The following is a 12,622-nucleotide window of genomic DNA, read 5'->3' on the forward strand; positions in this document are numbered from 1 at the left end:
CGGCTGCTATCGGCTGTATTCCCGCCGTAACGGTTGCTTATCGAGGAGCTGCAACATCTGGCCTGCCAGATTGTCGAGGATCACGGACACCATGATACGCGTCCCTTTGACGCACACTTTTCCGTGACAGATGCGCGGGTCGGCGCTGAGTGGTTCTTTCCGGTTCATGGCAATCTATCCCCTTGGAGGGCTGCTTCCCCTACGCTGGCCGTTTCCATGTCCTTGGTGTAACCCTTCGGCGGCGGTGTCCAACCGCGCTCTGAGCGATCATGCAGTTGGAGCCGGTCGGCCTCCATCAGCTCCGCCAGCGCCTCGCCATGCTGTCTCGCCCGCGCATGCAGTGCTCGGTTGCGGGCGATGTCCGGGTTCTCATCCCAGAGTTCGTAGAGCTGGTCGAGGCCAGACTCGTCATGCCGGCGGAAGGCTCGAACCATCTTCTCGACCTTGAAGGGGTGGAGACCGAGCACCTTGAGCGTCTCGGCGCCCAGCTTCAGCGATGCCTCGAAGAGTTCGCGCTCGGCCAGGTCCACGCCGGCCTTGCGGAGCAGGTACAGATGATTGACGTCAAAGGCGCGGGCCAGGATTCGGACCCCCGGATAGTGCCGGTGCACGCGCTCGACCATCTCCATGGCACGCTCGGGGTCATCAATGGCAATGACAAAGGCGGCCGCGTGCTTGATCCCCGCTGCCTCCAGCAGATCAGGACGCGATGCATCGCCGTAGTAGCTCTTGATACCAAGCTTGCGGGCCATGTCGATGACTGTCGCCTCGTGATCCAACACGACGGTTCGCACACCGCCGGCGACCAGGAGCCGGTTAACGATCTGACCGAAACGGCCATTGCCGGCAATCACCACAGCGCCCTGTTCGTCGATGGTGTCGGGCTGGGCGGCACCCGTGCTGCGTAGTTGCGGGAGGACCAGCTTGTCGTAGAGGATGAACAGCGCCGGGGTCAGCAGCATGGACAGAGCGACCACCAGGGAGAGTGTCTTGGCCAGATCTTGGGGAATCACGCTGTTCTGGACCGTGAAGCTCAGCAGTACGAAACCGAACTCGCCGGCTTGGGCGAGCCCGAGGGTGAGCAGCCAGCCATCACGGGAGTCCAGCTGGAACAGCCGGGTGAGCCCGAGCAGCACTGAGCCTTTGAGGACCATCAGGCCCAGGGTCAGGCCGAGCACCATCCCGAAGTCGCCGAACAGGACGTCGAAATCGATACCGGCGCCGACAGTGATGAAGAAGAGTCCGAGCAGCAGCCCCTTGAACGGCTCGATGTCGGATTCGAGTTCATGGCGGAACTCACTGTTGGCCAGCACGACGCCGGCGAGGAAGGTTCCCAACGCCGGCGAGAGCTCCACCAGGGTCATCAACAGGGCGATACCCACCACCAGCAGCAAGGCGCTGGCGGTGAAGATCTCGCGCAAGCGTGCGTCGGCGATGAAACGGAACAGAGGCCGGGAGAGAAAATGCCCGCCAAGCAACACCACCGCCACCGCGCCCAGCACCACCCCGGCATGGGCCCAGCCGGGGAGACCGGCGACCAGGCTCATGGCATCCCCGTGGCCCTGGGCAACTGCCTCCGCCGCTCCATGACCGGCCAGCTCGGGCAGGGCCAGCAGTGGGATCAGCGCCAGCATGGGGATTACGGCGATGTCTTGGAACAACAGCACCGAGAAGCTGGCCCGCCCGCCCTCGGTCTTGGTCAGCCCCTTCTCGTTCAAGGTCTGCAGGACGATGGCGGTGGAGGACAGCGAGAAAATCAGCCCGATGGCGAAGGCGATGCGCCACTCGCTGCCCAGGGCCAGGGCGATGGCGGCGATCAAGCCAGCGGTCACCGCGACCTGCAACCCCCCGAGCCCAAGTAGGCGGGCGCGCATCTCCCACAGCAGGCGCGGTTCCACCTCAAGGCCGACGAGAAACAGCATCATGACCACGCCGAACTCGGCGAAGTGCTGGATCTCCTGGGTCTCCGAACCCACCAGCCCGATAACGGGACCAATGACGATGCCGGCGATCAAGTAGCCGAGCACCGAACCCAGCCCGAGGCGCTTGGCGATCGGCACGGCGATCACCGCGGCGCAGAGATAGACGAAGGCGTGGAACAGGAGCCCGCCCATGGTTCAGACTTCCGTGATGATGGCGCCGAGGTCGGCGTTGAGCCGGGTTAGGCCGCTGGCGGTCTCGATGTCGAGGCGGTCGTCGCGCAACGCCGACAGGACACGCACCCAGTCGGCGACATGGGCGTCAATCCGCCCTTCCTCCACCGCGGTGCGCGCGCCGAACAGAGCGAAGGGCGGCAGGTAGCGCATCCCGCACATCGACGCGGTCTGCTCCAGCGGTTGGAGCAGCTCGCGGATCGTGAAGTGGTTGAAGCCCTCGGTCTGGTAGGCCACCTCGCCGCCACCGGCGGTCAGGGCAGAGAGGAAGAGTTTACCCCGCAGGGCCGTGCCCTTGGAGCCGTAAGCGAAGCCATACTCCAGCACCAGATCCTGCCATTCCTTGAGGATCGCCGGCGTCGAGTACCAGTAGAGCGGGTGCATGAAGACGATCACGTCATGGGCCAGCAGTCGCCCCTGCTCGCGGTCGATGTCGATCTGGAAGTCCGGGTACTCGGCGTAGAGATCGACCAGATTCACCCCTTCGACGCAGGCGGTGGCCTGCATCAAGGGGCGGTTGACCTCCGAACGGTCGAGGGAGGGGTGAGCGAACAGGACCAGGATGCGCCGCATGGGTGAGGTGCCCTCTTGGATGCTGTCAGGTGGATTCGCCATTCAAAGTGAAAGGATGGCGGCATCCTTCTACGCTCATTAACCAATATCAACCAGTATACTTTTGGTAACCATGCAGACCGCAAAAGCTGTCGTTGAGCTACAACCCGATGGGCGCAAGAGCGTCTTCAACACCTGCTTCGAGCCCTGCCCGATCGAGCGGGGGATGCGCATCATAGGCGGCAAGTGGAAGGGCTCCATCCTCTGGCACCTGCAAGACGGCCCGGTGCGCTTCAACGATCTGGCGCGACAGCTCGGCGGCGCCAGCAAGACCAGAACGGCGACAACGAAAATGCCGGGGTTCTTCTTCTCGAGAACGGAAATCGACGGCTTCTCAGGGTTGAAATATAGGGTGACGCGATCACCGGGGTCATAGTGGAGCGACGTCACGCTTTCGATTGTGACGGTACCTTTGCTGATTTCCCAACCGCATAGAACAGCCACCCGGTGCCGCCCAGAAAGAGCCCCAGCAAGAGTGGAGTCAAGGTTCCCCAATTCCAGCCGGTTTTAAGGACAGCCTCGGCTGGGTTTTGCGGGTTGTAATGGACAGTGACGACGGTGCCTGTTGGAAAACGTGATGCCGCTTCTGCTTCTGCGTCACCGCGATCCCTGAAGCGCCGCCCCACGTTTTCGCCTTCTCCGAGTGAATACAGAGATGAGACGTAGGGCTGACCATTAACGTCATAGGTGTAGTCAATAGACACATAATACTCGATGGCAAAGTCAGACGTGGCTCCCGAGCCTTTTTGCAAGGAAGATGCAGTATTGATACTGGTCTTCACGACAGAACCATCGACAGAAGACCATGACAAGGTCTCATTCGCGATAAAGAGGAAATAGATTCCGAAAACACTCGACAACGCTCCTAAGGCACCGAGTCCTAGACCGAAACGGCGAAGTGTCTTGCTGGCCTTCTGGGCCTGAATCGTCTTGTCATCTGACATGGATAAATCCTCCACAATGCTGCTTACTGTGAATCACACGGATTCATTACCCTAGGTTCGCTGCGGCGGTAATCGACTTTAATTTGCTGCACGGCGTTCACAAATCAAGCAATTCGGTCCTTACCGCCGGCGGCTGCCGCCAAAAAGCGAGCCCAGAGCGCCGCGCACCAGTTGGCGGCCGAGCTGGCTGCCGACTGAGCGCAGGGTGCTTTTCAGCATGGCTTCCATCGGTGTCTGGCGATTGCTGGAGCGGCTTTTGCTTGCGCGCCTGGTGGCCGCAGGCGGCGGTGATGGCAGGTCCTGGCGCTGCTCAGCTGCTCTTGCGGCCTGCTCGGCCATGGTCTTGAGGGTTTCATAGGCGGAGACGCGGTCGATGGCCTGGTCGTAGACGCCACTGACCAGCGACTGGCGCATCAGTGCGGCGCGCTCATCAGCGCTGATGGGGCCAAGCTGGCTGCCGGGTGGAGCGATCAACACGCGCTCGACTGGGGTGGGGATGCCGTCCTCATCAAGCACCGAGACCAGCGCCTCGCCAACGCCGAGCGCGGTGATGGCGCTTTCGGTGTCGATGGCCGGATTTTGGCGGAAGGTCTGGGCCGCCGCGCGCACGGCTTTTTGATCTCTGGGGGTGAAGGCGCGCAGCGCGTGCTGCACCCGGTTGCCGAGCTGGCCGAGCACTGTGTCAGGGATGTCCAGCGGGTTTTGGGTGACAAAATACACCCCGACGCCCTTGGAGCGGATCAGCCGCACCACTTGCTCGATGCGCTCGATCAGCACCTCGGGCGCGTCGTCGAAAAGCAGATGCGCTTCGTCGAAAAAGAGCACAAACTTCGGCTTGTCCGGATCGCCCACTTCCGGCAGTTGCTCGAACAACTCCGAGAGCAGCCACAGCAGGAAGCTGGCATAGAGTGTGCGGTTCTGGATGAGGGATTCGGCGGCCAGGATGTTCACCACCCCGCGTCCGTCGATGTCGGTCTGCATCAGGTCGGACAGGTCCAGCGCTGGCTCGCCGAAGAGCGTCTCGCCGCCGGCCTGCTCGAACCGCAGCAGTCGCCGCAGAATGGCGCCGACCGATGCCTGGGACACATGCCCGACCGTGGTGCGCAGCGCGTCGGCCTGCTCGGAGGCGAAGTTCAGGATGGCGCGCAGGTCTTTGAGGTCGAGCAGCAGCAGGCCATTCTCGTCGGCAATATGAAAGCAAATGTTCAGCACCCCTTCCTGGGTGTCGTTCAGCCCCAGCAGGCGCGCGAGCAACATGGGCCCCATTTCGCTGACGGTGGTGCGGGCCGGATGGCCGAGCGCGCCGCCGATGTCCCAGAAACTGACCGGGTTCTTGTCGTAGCGAAAGCCCAGTGACTCGAGGTCTAATTCTTGAACCCGCTCGGCGACCTTGGCATTCTCGCCGCCGGGCTGGCTGATGCCGGCCAGGTCGCCCTTCACGTCGGCCATGAACACAGGCACGCCGATGCGGCTGAATTGTTCGGCGAGCAGTTGCAGGGTAACGGTCTTGCCGGTGCCGGTGGCCCCGGCAATCAAGCCATGGCGGTTGGCTTTGTCTGGGCGCAGCCAGATGATGTGCTCGCCTTTGCCGATCAACAGGGGTTCGGTCATCGCAAAGAACTCCGTGGGTGTGCTGATGTCAGGAAATGATCGGTGGTTCAGTCGCGCGCGTCCAGCGCTATGGTCTGGTCGTCAAGAAATTGCCAAGCTGCGGCGGCTCCCTGACAATGGTTGCGTTGCGCGGGCGGCTTGGCAATTCTGATGCTGAGGCGCTATTTTGACTCAAATGACTTCTTTGGATGATATCAGCGAGGAAAAGACTAAATGAAAACAATGGCAAAACGCGCATTGGCGCTCTTTTGTGGTGTTAGCCTCGCCACTGGTCTGGCCTGGGCCGAAGCCGAGGCGGCAGAAAATCCCAAGGTCGCCATGGATGTCAGTATCGGCGGCGAGCCAGCCGGTACCATCGAGTTCGAGCTGTTTGCCGATACGGTGCCCAAGACGGCAGAGAACTTCCGCGCGCTCTGCACCGGCGAGAAGGGCGATGATCTCAGCTACGCCGGTAGCCCCTTCCACCGCATTATTCCAGGCTTCATGATCCAGGGCGGGGACTTCACCCGCGGCAATGGCAGCGGCGGTAAGTCGATCTATGGCCGCAAGTTTGACGATGAGAACTTCAAACTCAAGCACACCAAGCCCGGCTTGCTGTCCATGGCCAATTCTGGGCCCGACAGCAACGGCTCGCAGTTTTTCATCACTGTCGCGCCCACACCCTGGCTGGACGGCAAGCATGTGGTCTTCGGTGAGGTGACCGACGGCATGGATGTGGTCGATAAAATGGAAGCCACCGGTTCGCGCAGCGGTCGCACCAGTGCGCCCGTGGTGTTGGAAACCTGTCGGGAGCTGTGAGCCGGGGTTAGAAGCTGATGCCGATGCCGCCGCCGCTCCAGCCGGAGCCGGCGCCGATACTGATGCCGATGCGGGGACGGTAGACAGCATTCTGATCGACGCGAGCCGCGCTGGCGCGGGCAAGGCCATGCAGGGTGGCTTCTGTCACTACTGGAATCCTTTCGCCTGTGCTGCTGCGGGTTTCCATGGCGGCGAGGCGCCCGGAGACGCGCAGCGGCTGGCCCGGGATCAGATCTGCGGTTTCAAAATAGCCTGGGTAGCGCACTCTGAAACGTCCGAGTGCCATCACATCGTTGCGTACTTGGCAGGCAGCGTCGAGCGGACGGGCGCTGATGTCGAGTTCGGTCGTGCTGGCGAGATGCCGGGCATCGATCAGGATGCCGCCCCAGGTGAGATGTTCCCCCAGCCGCACGTCTTCGGGAGGTAACCCCTGCATGGCTGCTGGCGATGGATAGGGGTTGGTAAGAGTTGACGGGCAATACCCGCCATCGCTGGCACAGCCGCCGAGCATGAGCAAGGCGCAGAAGGCCATCGCGGCCAGGCTTGCAAGATTCAATTGTCTACCAGATGCCATAACCGAAACCTGGACCGTACCAGAAGGGGCTGCAACACCAGGGACCGTAACCAAAGGGCCCGAAGCCGGGTCCCCACCAGCCGTAGGGGGAGCCGAATACCACCGGTTCGGGCTCGGGCCAGAGATAAGCTGTTAGAGCAGCCACGATCGGGTAGGGATAGCGGTAGTTGCCGATGTCATGCGGCTCGACCGCAAGGATGGGCCCGACCACGGTCAGCAGCCGGTCACTTGGGTAACGCGTGGGATCGATAAAGCCCTGGAATTCGGCGATAAAGCGCCCGGTTGAGGGAGTGTCGGTGGCGGGGCTGCCGTCTTGTGCAAGACGGCTCGCGAGGACCATGATGTGCGTGGTCTCGGCGTTGTTGGTGACCTCAAGAATGCGCCCGCCCCAGCGTACCGAGCGTCCGAGATAGGCCGCCGGTGTTTGTTGAACAGCCGTGAGCGCAATCTCGGGCTGCGCCGAGTCACGAATTGCAACCGGAACTGGGCTAGCGCAGCCGGTGAGGAGCGCGCAGCAGAGGGCAAGCCTGTGCAGTCCCAGCCTGTCGGTGAGCAGGTCGTGCCTGCGGGAGGGCTCGTGCGGGCTGGGAGAGAAGGGGCTGTTTGGGCGAAATGGCACGGACTTGATCACGGGTGATTGGCTCTTGCTTCAGTATAGGCATTTACCAGCTGTGGTGCAGGGCTCTAGGTGGGAGATGTGCCGGGGCTGCGTGGGTTTGCGCGTGAATGACTGATGGGTGCGCATGATAGACGCCTCGGTTGTTAGTGTTCGAAAACCCGATCCGCGCACCGCCATGCGCCGACTACTCGCGCAGGCGCGCGAACTGCTCGGTCGCGCCGACCTTGCCAGTATTGAATGTGACGGCGATTGCAGTCACTGCGCCATCAAGCAGGTTGAAGGATTTGAGCAGATGTTGGCCGACTGGGATTTGCGTCTTGCGCAAGGCGTTCAGCCGACGCTGGGGGATCTCGACGTGCTGGCGCGCTGGGGCGGCATGTTGGCCGGAGCCCTGGTGCGCGCCGGTGCGCTCAATCCGTCGGATTTGCCCGCCAGAGCGAGTGCGGTCGCTAGCGGCGGCGCGGTCCCCGGCTGATCGGACGGGGTTTTTGCACCTGTGGCTCTGCGGCAAAAAGAGGTTGTGTGATGATTGAGCTGAAAACACTGGTTGATTACTGTGCGGATTGTCTGTCAATCGCGGATTTTCAAGACTACTGCCCCAACGGACTCCAGGTGGAAGGGGCGAGTCGCGTCGCGCGCATCGTCACCGGGGTGACCGCCAGTCAGGCGCTGATTGACGCGGCAGCGGCGGATGGGGCAGACGCCCTGCTGGTGCATCACGGGTTTTTTTGGAAAGGCGAGGATCCTTGTCTGGTTGGCATCAAAGGCCGCCGCATCAAGGCGTTGCATGCGGCTGAGATGTCCCTGCTGGCCTACCACCTGCCGTTGGATGCGCACGCTGAGCTTGGCAACAATCGCTGCCTCGCCGGACTGCTTGGTATCGAGCAGCCGGCGCCGGCCTCGGCGAGCGAGCCGCTCCTATGGTGCGGGTACCTGCCAAGCGCGCAGCCCGCGCAGCGTTTGTGCGAGCGCATCGCCGAGGCGCTTGGGAGGAGTCCACTGCATATTGCGGCATCCGAACGCCCGATTCACAGGTTGGCCTGGTGCACCGGGGGCGGTCAGCGCTACATCGAACAGGCCGCGACCTTGGGAGTCGATGCCTTTTTAAGCGGCGAGATTTCTGAGTCGACCACGCATCAGGCGCGCGAGTTCGGGGTGGACTATTTTGCCATCGGCCATCATGCCTCCGAGCGCGGGGGTATTTGTGCCCTCGGCGAGCATTTGGGCAAGCGTTTTGGCCTTGAGCATCGGTTTATTGATATCAACAACCCGGCCTGAGAGGCGGGCTCTCTCGGCCGAGTCGCCTTCATCAGGCGTGGCGGAATACGGGTGGCTGTCCTCTTTCTGTGAGACAGCTGCTTGCATGCTCGAGGTGGCCGGGACCATGAGCCTTATCGTGCCGAATGCGCAAGGGATAAATCCGATTGGATTCCGCGGGTATTTGCGGAATGTCGTGGCCGGGTTCTTGCCTTGATGCATTTAATGCTTGGGCAATCGGACCTCGCGGAGCCGACCAAAGCCCCCGGCAGTTGCTTCTAGGCGCTGTTCGGGCTGCTGTAACAGGCCGTGGCATCGGGGTTTTAACCCAATGCATGCGTCTAAAGTCTTGTTTGTGTCTTGACCGCAGCGGGCAGGATCGGCCAGAATGCGCGATCTTTTGTGAAGTGCTTCGCGATATACTTATTTTCCATTTTCTTTTGAAACTGTGCGACCGCCTCCGGTCCGAGGCGTCGTCCGGACGAGCCTACGGGGGTCTTTTGAGCAAATGAGCGCACAAGGCGTTAATAAGACGCGGCGGCGGGTCCTCGTCGCCGCCACGAGCGTCGTCGGTGCCGTTGGCGCTGGCTTCGTCGCTGTACCCTTCATTGCGTCGATGAATCCGAGCGCCAAAGCGCGCGCGGCCGGCGCTCCAGTCAAGGCAGACATTACCAAGCTCGAGCCCGGCGCGCTGCTACGGGTCAAGTTCCGCGGCCAACCCATCTGGGTGGTGTCTCGCACGCCAGAGATGCTTGAGAATCTGCCTAAGAACGACTCTAAGTTGGTCGATCCGCAGTCGACCGTGCCCCAGCAGCCGGAGTACTGCCAGAATCCAACCCGGTCAATCAAGCCGCAGTATTTTGTCGCTATCGGCATTTGTACCCATCTCGGCTGCTCACCGACCTACCGGCCGGAGATGGCACCCGATGACCTGGGTGCGGAATGGAAGGGCGGATGGTTCTGTCCCTGCCATGGGTCGAAGTTCGACCTCGCCGGGCGCGTTTTCAAGGGTGTGCCGGCACCGACCAACTTGGTCATCCCAAAACATACCTATCTGACTGATACCACCATCCTGGTGGGTGAGGATGGAGGACAGGCTTAATGAGTGCTGAACACGCGCAACCCACAGGTCTTCTTGGGTGGTTCGACAAGCGCTTCCCGATTCTTAACGTCTGGAACGACCACATGGCGCGCTATTACGCGCCAAAGAACCTAAACTTCTGGTCTTTTTTCGGTGTGCTGGCCATCACAGTGCTGGTGCTGCAGATCGTCACCGGCATTTGGCTGGCGATGAACTACAAGCCATCGGCCGAAAACGCCTTTGCGTCGGTCGAGTACATCATGCGTGATGTCGACTGGGGCTGGCTGATCCGCTACATGCACTCCACCGGTGCATCGGCCTTCTTTATCGTCATCTACCTGCACATGTTCCGCGGGCTGATGTGGGGTTCCTACCGCAAACCGCGCGAACTGCTGTGGATCATCGGCGTGGTGATCTATCTGGCGATGATGGCAACCGCCTTCTTTGGCTATCTGCTGCCTTGGGGGCAGATGTCTTACTGGGGCGCGCAAGTCATCGTGAATCTGTTCGCGGCGGTGCCAGAGATCGGCCCCGATCTCTCCACTTGGGTGCGTGGTGACTTTGTTATCTCGGATGCCACGCTTAACCGTTTCTTTGCCTTCCATTTCCTGATTCCCTTCCTGCTGGTGGCGCTGGTGTTCATTCACGTTGTCGCGCTGCACCATGTCGGGTCAAACAACCCGGATGGAATCGAAATCAAGGAAAAGAAAGACGAAAACGGCATTCCCCTCGACGGGATTCCCTTCCACCCGTATTACACTGTGAAGGATCTGGTCGGCGTGGTGGTGTTCCTGGCGATCTTCTCCACGGTGGTCTTCTTTGCGCCAGACTTTGGCGGCCTGTTCCTTGAGGCGCCCAACTTCCAGCCTGCGGACCCCTTTAAGACGCCTGCGCACATCGCCCCGGTTTGGTACTTCACCCCCTTCTACGCCATGCTGCGCGCGATTCCGCCGATTGGGGGCTCGCAGTTCCCCGGCGTGTTGGTGATGTTCGGGGCAATCGCCATTCTGTTCCTGCTGCCCTGGCTCGATCGCAGTCCGGTTAAGTCGATCCGCTATAAGGGGCCGATCTCCCGCTTCATGCTCGGTGCCTTAGCGGTGTCTTTCGTGGTGCTGGCGTATCTAGGGCTGCAACCTGCCAGTGATATTCATACGCTGATGGCGCAGATATTTACCGCAGTCTATTTCGCGTTCTTTATTCTGATGCCAATTTACAGCAAACTCGATAAGGTCAAGCCTGTTCCGGAAAGGGTAACCTCATGAGAAACAGTCTATTTGCACTCTTCCTTTTGGTCGCTCCCTTTGCCGCCTGGGCTTCCGGCGGGGAAGGGCCAGAGCTCGAGCACGCCGACATTGATCTAACAGATCAGGCGTCTCTGCAGCGTGGCGCGAAATACTTCGTCAACTACTGCATGGGCTGTCATACGCTCAAGTATGCCCGTTATAACCGGGTGGCGGCGGATATCGGCATCACCGAGGCGCAACTTGAAGAGTTCCTGATATTCGGGGACGCGAGGTCTGGCGAATTAATGACTAACTCGCTACGTCCTGAAGACGGAGAAAAGTGGTTCGGTACAGCAATTCCAGACCTTACGCTGGTGACACGCTGGCGCAGCCCGGATTGGCTCTTCACCTACCTCAAGTCCTACTATGTTGACGATTCCCGCCCCTACGGCGTGAATAATCTGGTGTTTCCCGATGTCGGCATGCCCCACGCGCTTGCTGACTTGCAGGGTGTGCAGGAGGCTGTTCATGCCGATGGTGGGCACGATGGCGGTGGCCACATCACAGGGCTGAAGCTGGTTGAGCCGGGCACACTCACGCCTGAAGAGTACGACAACATGGCGCGGGATATCACCAATTTCCTGACCTATGTTGGCGAGCCGATCAAGCTTGAGCGCAGACGCCTTGGGGTTTATGTGCTCCTGTTCCTGGCCGTACTGGGCTACCTCAGCTACCTGCTGAAAAAAGAGTACTGGAAAGACGTGCATTGAGTGAGTGCCATGTCAGATCAAGGCTGGGGAGGATCTGCCTGAGTGCGGGTTGCAGGGTTTATTCGTGCAGACTGGTTCTCTAAACAGGTGGGATCACGCCAAATGTCTGGTCTGATCGATTAGCGTGAAACAGCCGCTCAATTTTCCGGGTGGCCGGGGCCATGAGCGTTAATCCAGTCTTGGTCGCAATTGTGGTTTCTGTCTCGGCCGATGGCCGGGACAGAACCAAAGCGCAGTAATCCAGGTCGGGTATTTTCGCCCGGCCTATCCGTCAGTTGTCCGCCGCAGTGGTCCCGCTAGACGGCGCGCGGCCTCGATGAGGAAATTCCGCGGTGGTCTCACCTCGACGTTCGGTAATGACGCTGTTTTCAGCGAATACCTGCCCGTATTGCCATCGCGTGCGGATGGTGCTGGCTGAAAAAAAAATGACTGTCGACATTGTTGATGTCGACCTTTCCGCCCTCCCCGAAGAAGTCATCGACGCAAACCCTTATGCGGCGGTGCCGACGCTGGTTGATCGTGAACTGCGGCTTTACGAGTCGCGGATCATCATGGAATACCTCGACGAGCGTTTTCCGCATCCGCCGCTCATGCCCATCGATCCGGTGGCGCGGGCCAATACCCGCGTCTATATGTACCGGGTGGATCGGGACTGGTCGGCGCTGATGGATCGCATTATCAAAGGCTCCGAGGCTGAAGCCAAGGTAGCCCGCAAGCAATTGCGCGAAAGCCTGGTGACTACTTCGCCGGTATTCGGCGCCCATCGATTCTTTATGAGCGACGAGCTTTCCCTGGTGGACTGCTGTATTGGGCCGCTGTTATGGCGGCTGCCGGTTGTGGGCGTTGAATTGCCTGCGGCTGCCTCTGCCGCCAAGGAATACGCGCGCCGTCTCTTTGACTGTCCTTCGTTTCAAGAGAGTCTGACCGAAGCCGAGCGCGACATGGTTTCAGATATGTGTTGACAATTTTGTCTGTTTGGG

At 60.6% G+C, this 12,622-nt stretch carries 15 protein-coding genes; 8 read left to right on the forward strand and 7 right to left on the reverse strand.

Annotated features, from left to right (window positions below):
* Positions 1–6: 6 nt before the first annotated feature.
* The 3 genes from Thiofri_RS02480 to Thiofri_RS02490 are packed head-to-tail and all read right to left on the reverse strand — an operon-like array spanning position 7 to position 2,726.
* Positions 7–168 (reverse strand): DUF433 domain-containing protein, encoded by a 162-nt coding sequence (locus Thiofri_RS02480; protein WP_009149991.1) that lies wholly within the window; start codon positions 166–168, stop codon positions 7–9.
* Complete coding sequence (locus Thiofri_RS02485; RefSeq protein WP_009149990.1) at positions 165–2,114, reverse strand: monovalent cation:proton antiporter-2 (CPA2) family protein; 1,950 nt, start codon at positions 2,112–2,114, stop codon at positions 165–167. The genes Thiofri_RS02480 and Thiofri_RS02485 overlap by 4 nt, the downstream gene beginning before the upstream one ends.
* Positions 2,115–2,117: 3 nt before the next feature.
* On the reverse strand, positions 2,118–2,726 hold the full coding sequence (locus Thiofri_RS02490) for an NAD(P)H-dependent oxidoreductase (protein WP_009149989.1): 609 nt from the start codon (positions 2,724–2,726) through the stop codon (positions 2,118–2,120).
* Between the two features lie 112 nt (positions 2,727–2,838).
* Here Thiofri_RS02490 and Thiofri_RS02495 point away from each other — a divergent pair, with 112 nt between their 5' ends.
* Complete coding sequence (locus Thiofri_RS02495) at positions 2,839–3,141, forward strand: winged helix-turn-helix transcriptional regulator (RefSeq protein ID WP_009149988.1); 303 nt, start codon at positions 2,839–2,841, stop codon at positions 3,139–3,141.
* Positions 3,142–3,151: 10 nt separating this feature from the next.
* On the opposite strand, the gene Thiofri_RS02500 is transcribed toward Thiofri_RS02495, so the two are convergent.
* The gene (locus Thiofri_RS02500; protein WP_009149987.1) at positions 3,152–3,709 is read right to left on the reverse strand and encodes a DUF3592 domain-containing protein; all 558 of its coding nucleotides are present in this window, start codon (positions 3,707–3,709) and stop codon (positions 3,152–3,154) included.
* 120 nt (positions 3,710–3,829) lie between these two features.
* Positions 3,830–5,320: a helicase HerA-like domain-containing protein gene (locus tag Thiofri_RS02505; RefSeq protein ID WP_009149986.1), complete on the reverse strand. Its 1,491-nt coding sequence runs from the start codon at positions 5,318–5,320 to the stop codon at positions 3,830–3,832.
* 213 nt (positions 5,321–5,533) lie between these two features.
* Here Thiofri_RS02505 and Thiofri_RS02510 point away from each other — a divergent pair, with 213 nt between their 5' ends.
* The gene (locus tag Thiofri_RS02510) at positions 5,534–6,118 is read left to right on the forward strand and encodes a peptidylprolyl isomerase (protein WP_009149985.1); all 585 of its coding nucleotides are present in this window, start codon (positions 5,534–5,536) and stop codon (positions 6,116–6,118) included.
* Between the two features lie 7 nt (positions 6,119–6,125).
* Here the strand turns inward: Thiofri_RS02510 and Thiofri_RS02515 are convergent, their stop codons facing one another.
* Both Thiofri_RS02515 and Thiofri_RS02520 read right to left on the reverse strand, forming a co-directional pair.
* A complete protein-coding gene (locus Thiofri_RS02515) occupies positions 6,126–6,674 on the reverse strand; it encodes a Slp family lipoprotein (RefSeq protein WP_190275833.1) in 549 nt (182 codons plus the stop codon).
* Between the two features lie 4 nt (positions 6,675–6,678).
* Positions 6,679–7,323 carry a Slp family lipoprotein gene (locus Thiofri_RS02520; RefSeq protein WP_009149983.1) on the reverse strand — a complete coding sequence of 215 codons (645 nt, stop codon included), beginning with the start codon at positions 7,321–7,323 and terminating at the stop codon, positions 6,679–6,681.
* 112 nt (positions 7,324–7,435) lie between these two features.
* Between Thiofri_RS02520 and Thiofri_RS02525 the strand changes: the two genes are divergently transcribed.
* From Thiofri_RS02525 to Thiofri_RS02550, 6 genes are all read left to right on the forward strand, one after another.
* Complete coding sequence (locus Thiofri_RS02525) at positions 7,436–7,786, forward strand: hypothetical protein (protein ID WP_009149982.1); 351 nt, start codon at positions 7,436–7,438, stop codon at positions 7,784–7,786.
* 50 nt (positions 7,787–7,836) lie between these two features.
* On the forward strand, positions 7,837–8,589 hold the full coding sequence (locus tag Thiofri_RS02530) for a Nif3-like dinuclear metal center hexameric protein (RefSeq protein ID WP_009149981.1): 753 nt from the start codon (positions 7,837–7,839) through the stop codon (positions 8,587–8,589).
* A 487-nt stretch (positions 8,590–9,076) separates the two neighbouring features.
* Positions 9,077–9,670, forward strand: coding sequence for a ubiquinol-cytochrome c reductase iron-sulfur subunit (gene petA, locus Thiofri_RS02535; RefSeq protein ID WP_009149979.1), 594 nt, complete (start codon positions 9,077–9,079; stop codon positions 9,668–9,670).
* Positions 9,670–10,911 (forward strand): cytochrome b, encoded by a 1,242-nt coding sequence (locus Thiofri_RS02540; RefSeq protein WP_009149978.1) that lies wholly within the window; start codon positions 9,670–9,672, stop codon positions 10,909–10,911. The genes petA and Thiofri_RS02540 overlap by 1 nt, the downstream gene beginning before the upstream one ends.
* On the forward strand, positions 10,908–11,642 hold the full coding sequence (locus tag Thiofri_RS02545) for a cytochrome c1 (protein ID WP_009149977.1): 735 nt from the start codon (positions 10,908–10,910) through the stop codon (positions 11,640–11,642). Before Thiofri_RS02540 ends, Thiofri_RS02545 begins: the two co-directional genes overlap by 4 nt.
* A gap of 356 nt (positions 11,643–11,998) precedes the next feature.
* Entirely contained in the window at positions 11,999–12,604 is a 606-nt protein-coding gene (locus tag Thiofri_RS02550) for a glutathione S-transferase N-terminal domain-containing protein (protein ID WP_040857235.1), read from the forward strand.
* The last annotated feature ends 18 nt before the right edge of the window (positions 12,605–12,622 follow it).

It is taken from the genome of Thiorhodovibrio frisius (genome assembly GCF_033954835.1).
Taxonomy (GTDB): domain Bacteria; phylum Pseudomonadota; class Gammaproteobacteria; order Chromatiales; family Chromatiaceae; genus Thiorhodovibrio; species Thiorhodovibrio frisius.

Excerpts from the sequence above, each read along its gene's own strand:
- Thiofri_RS02480 (WP_009149991.1), bottom strand. The coding sequence starts at position 168 with ATGAACCGGAAAGAACCACTCAGCGCCGACCCGCGCATCTGTCACGGA.
- Thiofri_RS02485 (WP_009149990.1), bottom strand. The coding sequence starts at position 2,114 with ATGGGCGGGCTCCTGTTCCACGCCTTCGTCTATCTCTGCGCCGCGGTG.
- Thiofri_RS02490 (WP_009149989.1), bottom strand. The coding sequence starts at position 2,726 with ATGCGGCGCATCCTGGTCCTGTTCGCTCACCCCTCCCTCGACCGTTCG.
- Thiofri_RS02495 (WP_009149988.1), top strand. The coding sequence starts at position 2,839 with ATGCAGACCGCAAAAGCTGTCGTTGAGCTACAACCCGATGGGCGCAAG.
- Thiofri_RS02500 (WP_009149987.1), bottom strand. The coding sequence starts at position 3,709 with ATGTCAGATGACAAGACGATTCAGGCCCAGAAGGCCAGCAAGACACTT.
- Thiofri_RS02505 (WP_009149986.1), bottom strand. The coding sequence starts at position 5,320 with ATGACCGAACCCCTGTTGATCGGCAAAGGCGAGCACATCATCTGGCTG.
- Thiofri_RS02510 (WP_009149985.1), top strand. The coding sequence starts at position 5,534 with ATGAAAACAATGGCAAAACGCGCATTGGCGCTCTTTTGTGGTGTTAGC.
- Thiofri_RS02525 (WP_009149982.1), top strand. The coding sequence starts at position 7,436 with ATGATAGACGCCTCGGTTGTTAGTGTTCGAAAACCCGATCCGCGCACC.
- Thiofri_RS02530 (WP_009149981.1), top strand. The coding sequence starts at position 7,837 with ATGATTGAGCTGAAAACACTGGTTGATTACTGTGCGGATTGTCTGTCA.
- petA (WP_009149979.1), top strand. The coding sequence starts at position 9,077 with ATGAGCGCACAAGGCGTTAATAAGACGCGGCGGCGGGTCCTCGTCGCC.
- Thiofri_RS02540 (WP_009149978.1), top strand. The coding sequence starts at position 9,670 with ATGAGTGCTGAACACGCGCAACCCACAGGTCTTCTTGGGTGGTTCGAC.
- Thiofri_RS02545 (WP_009149977.1), top strand. The coding sequence starts at position 10,908 with ATGAGAAACAGTCTATTTGCACTCTTCCTTTTGGTCGCTCCCTTTGCC.
- Thiofri_RS02550 (WP_040857235.1), top strand. The coding sequence starts at position 11,999 with ATGACGCTGTTTTCAGCGAATACCTGCCCGTATTGCCATCGCGTGCGG.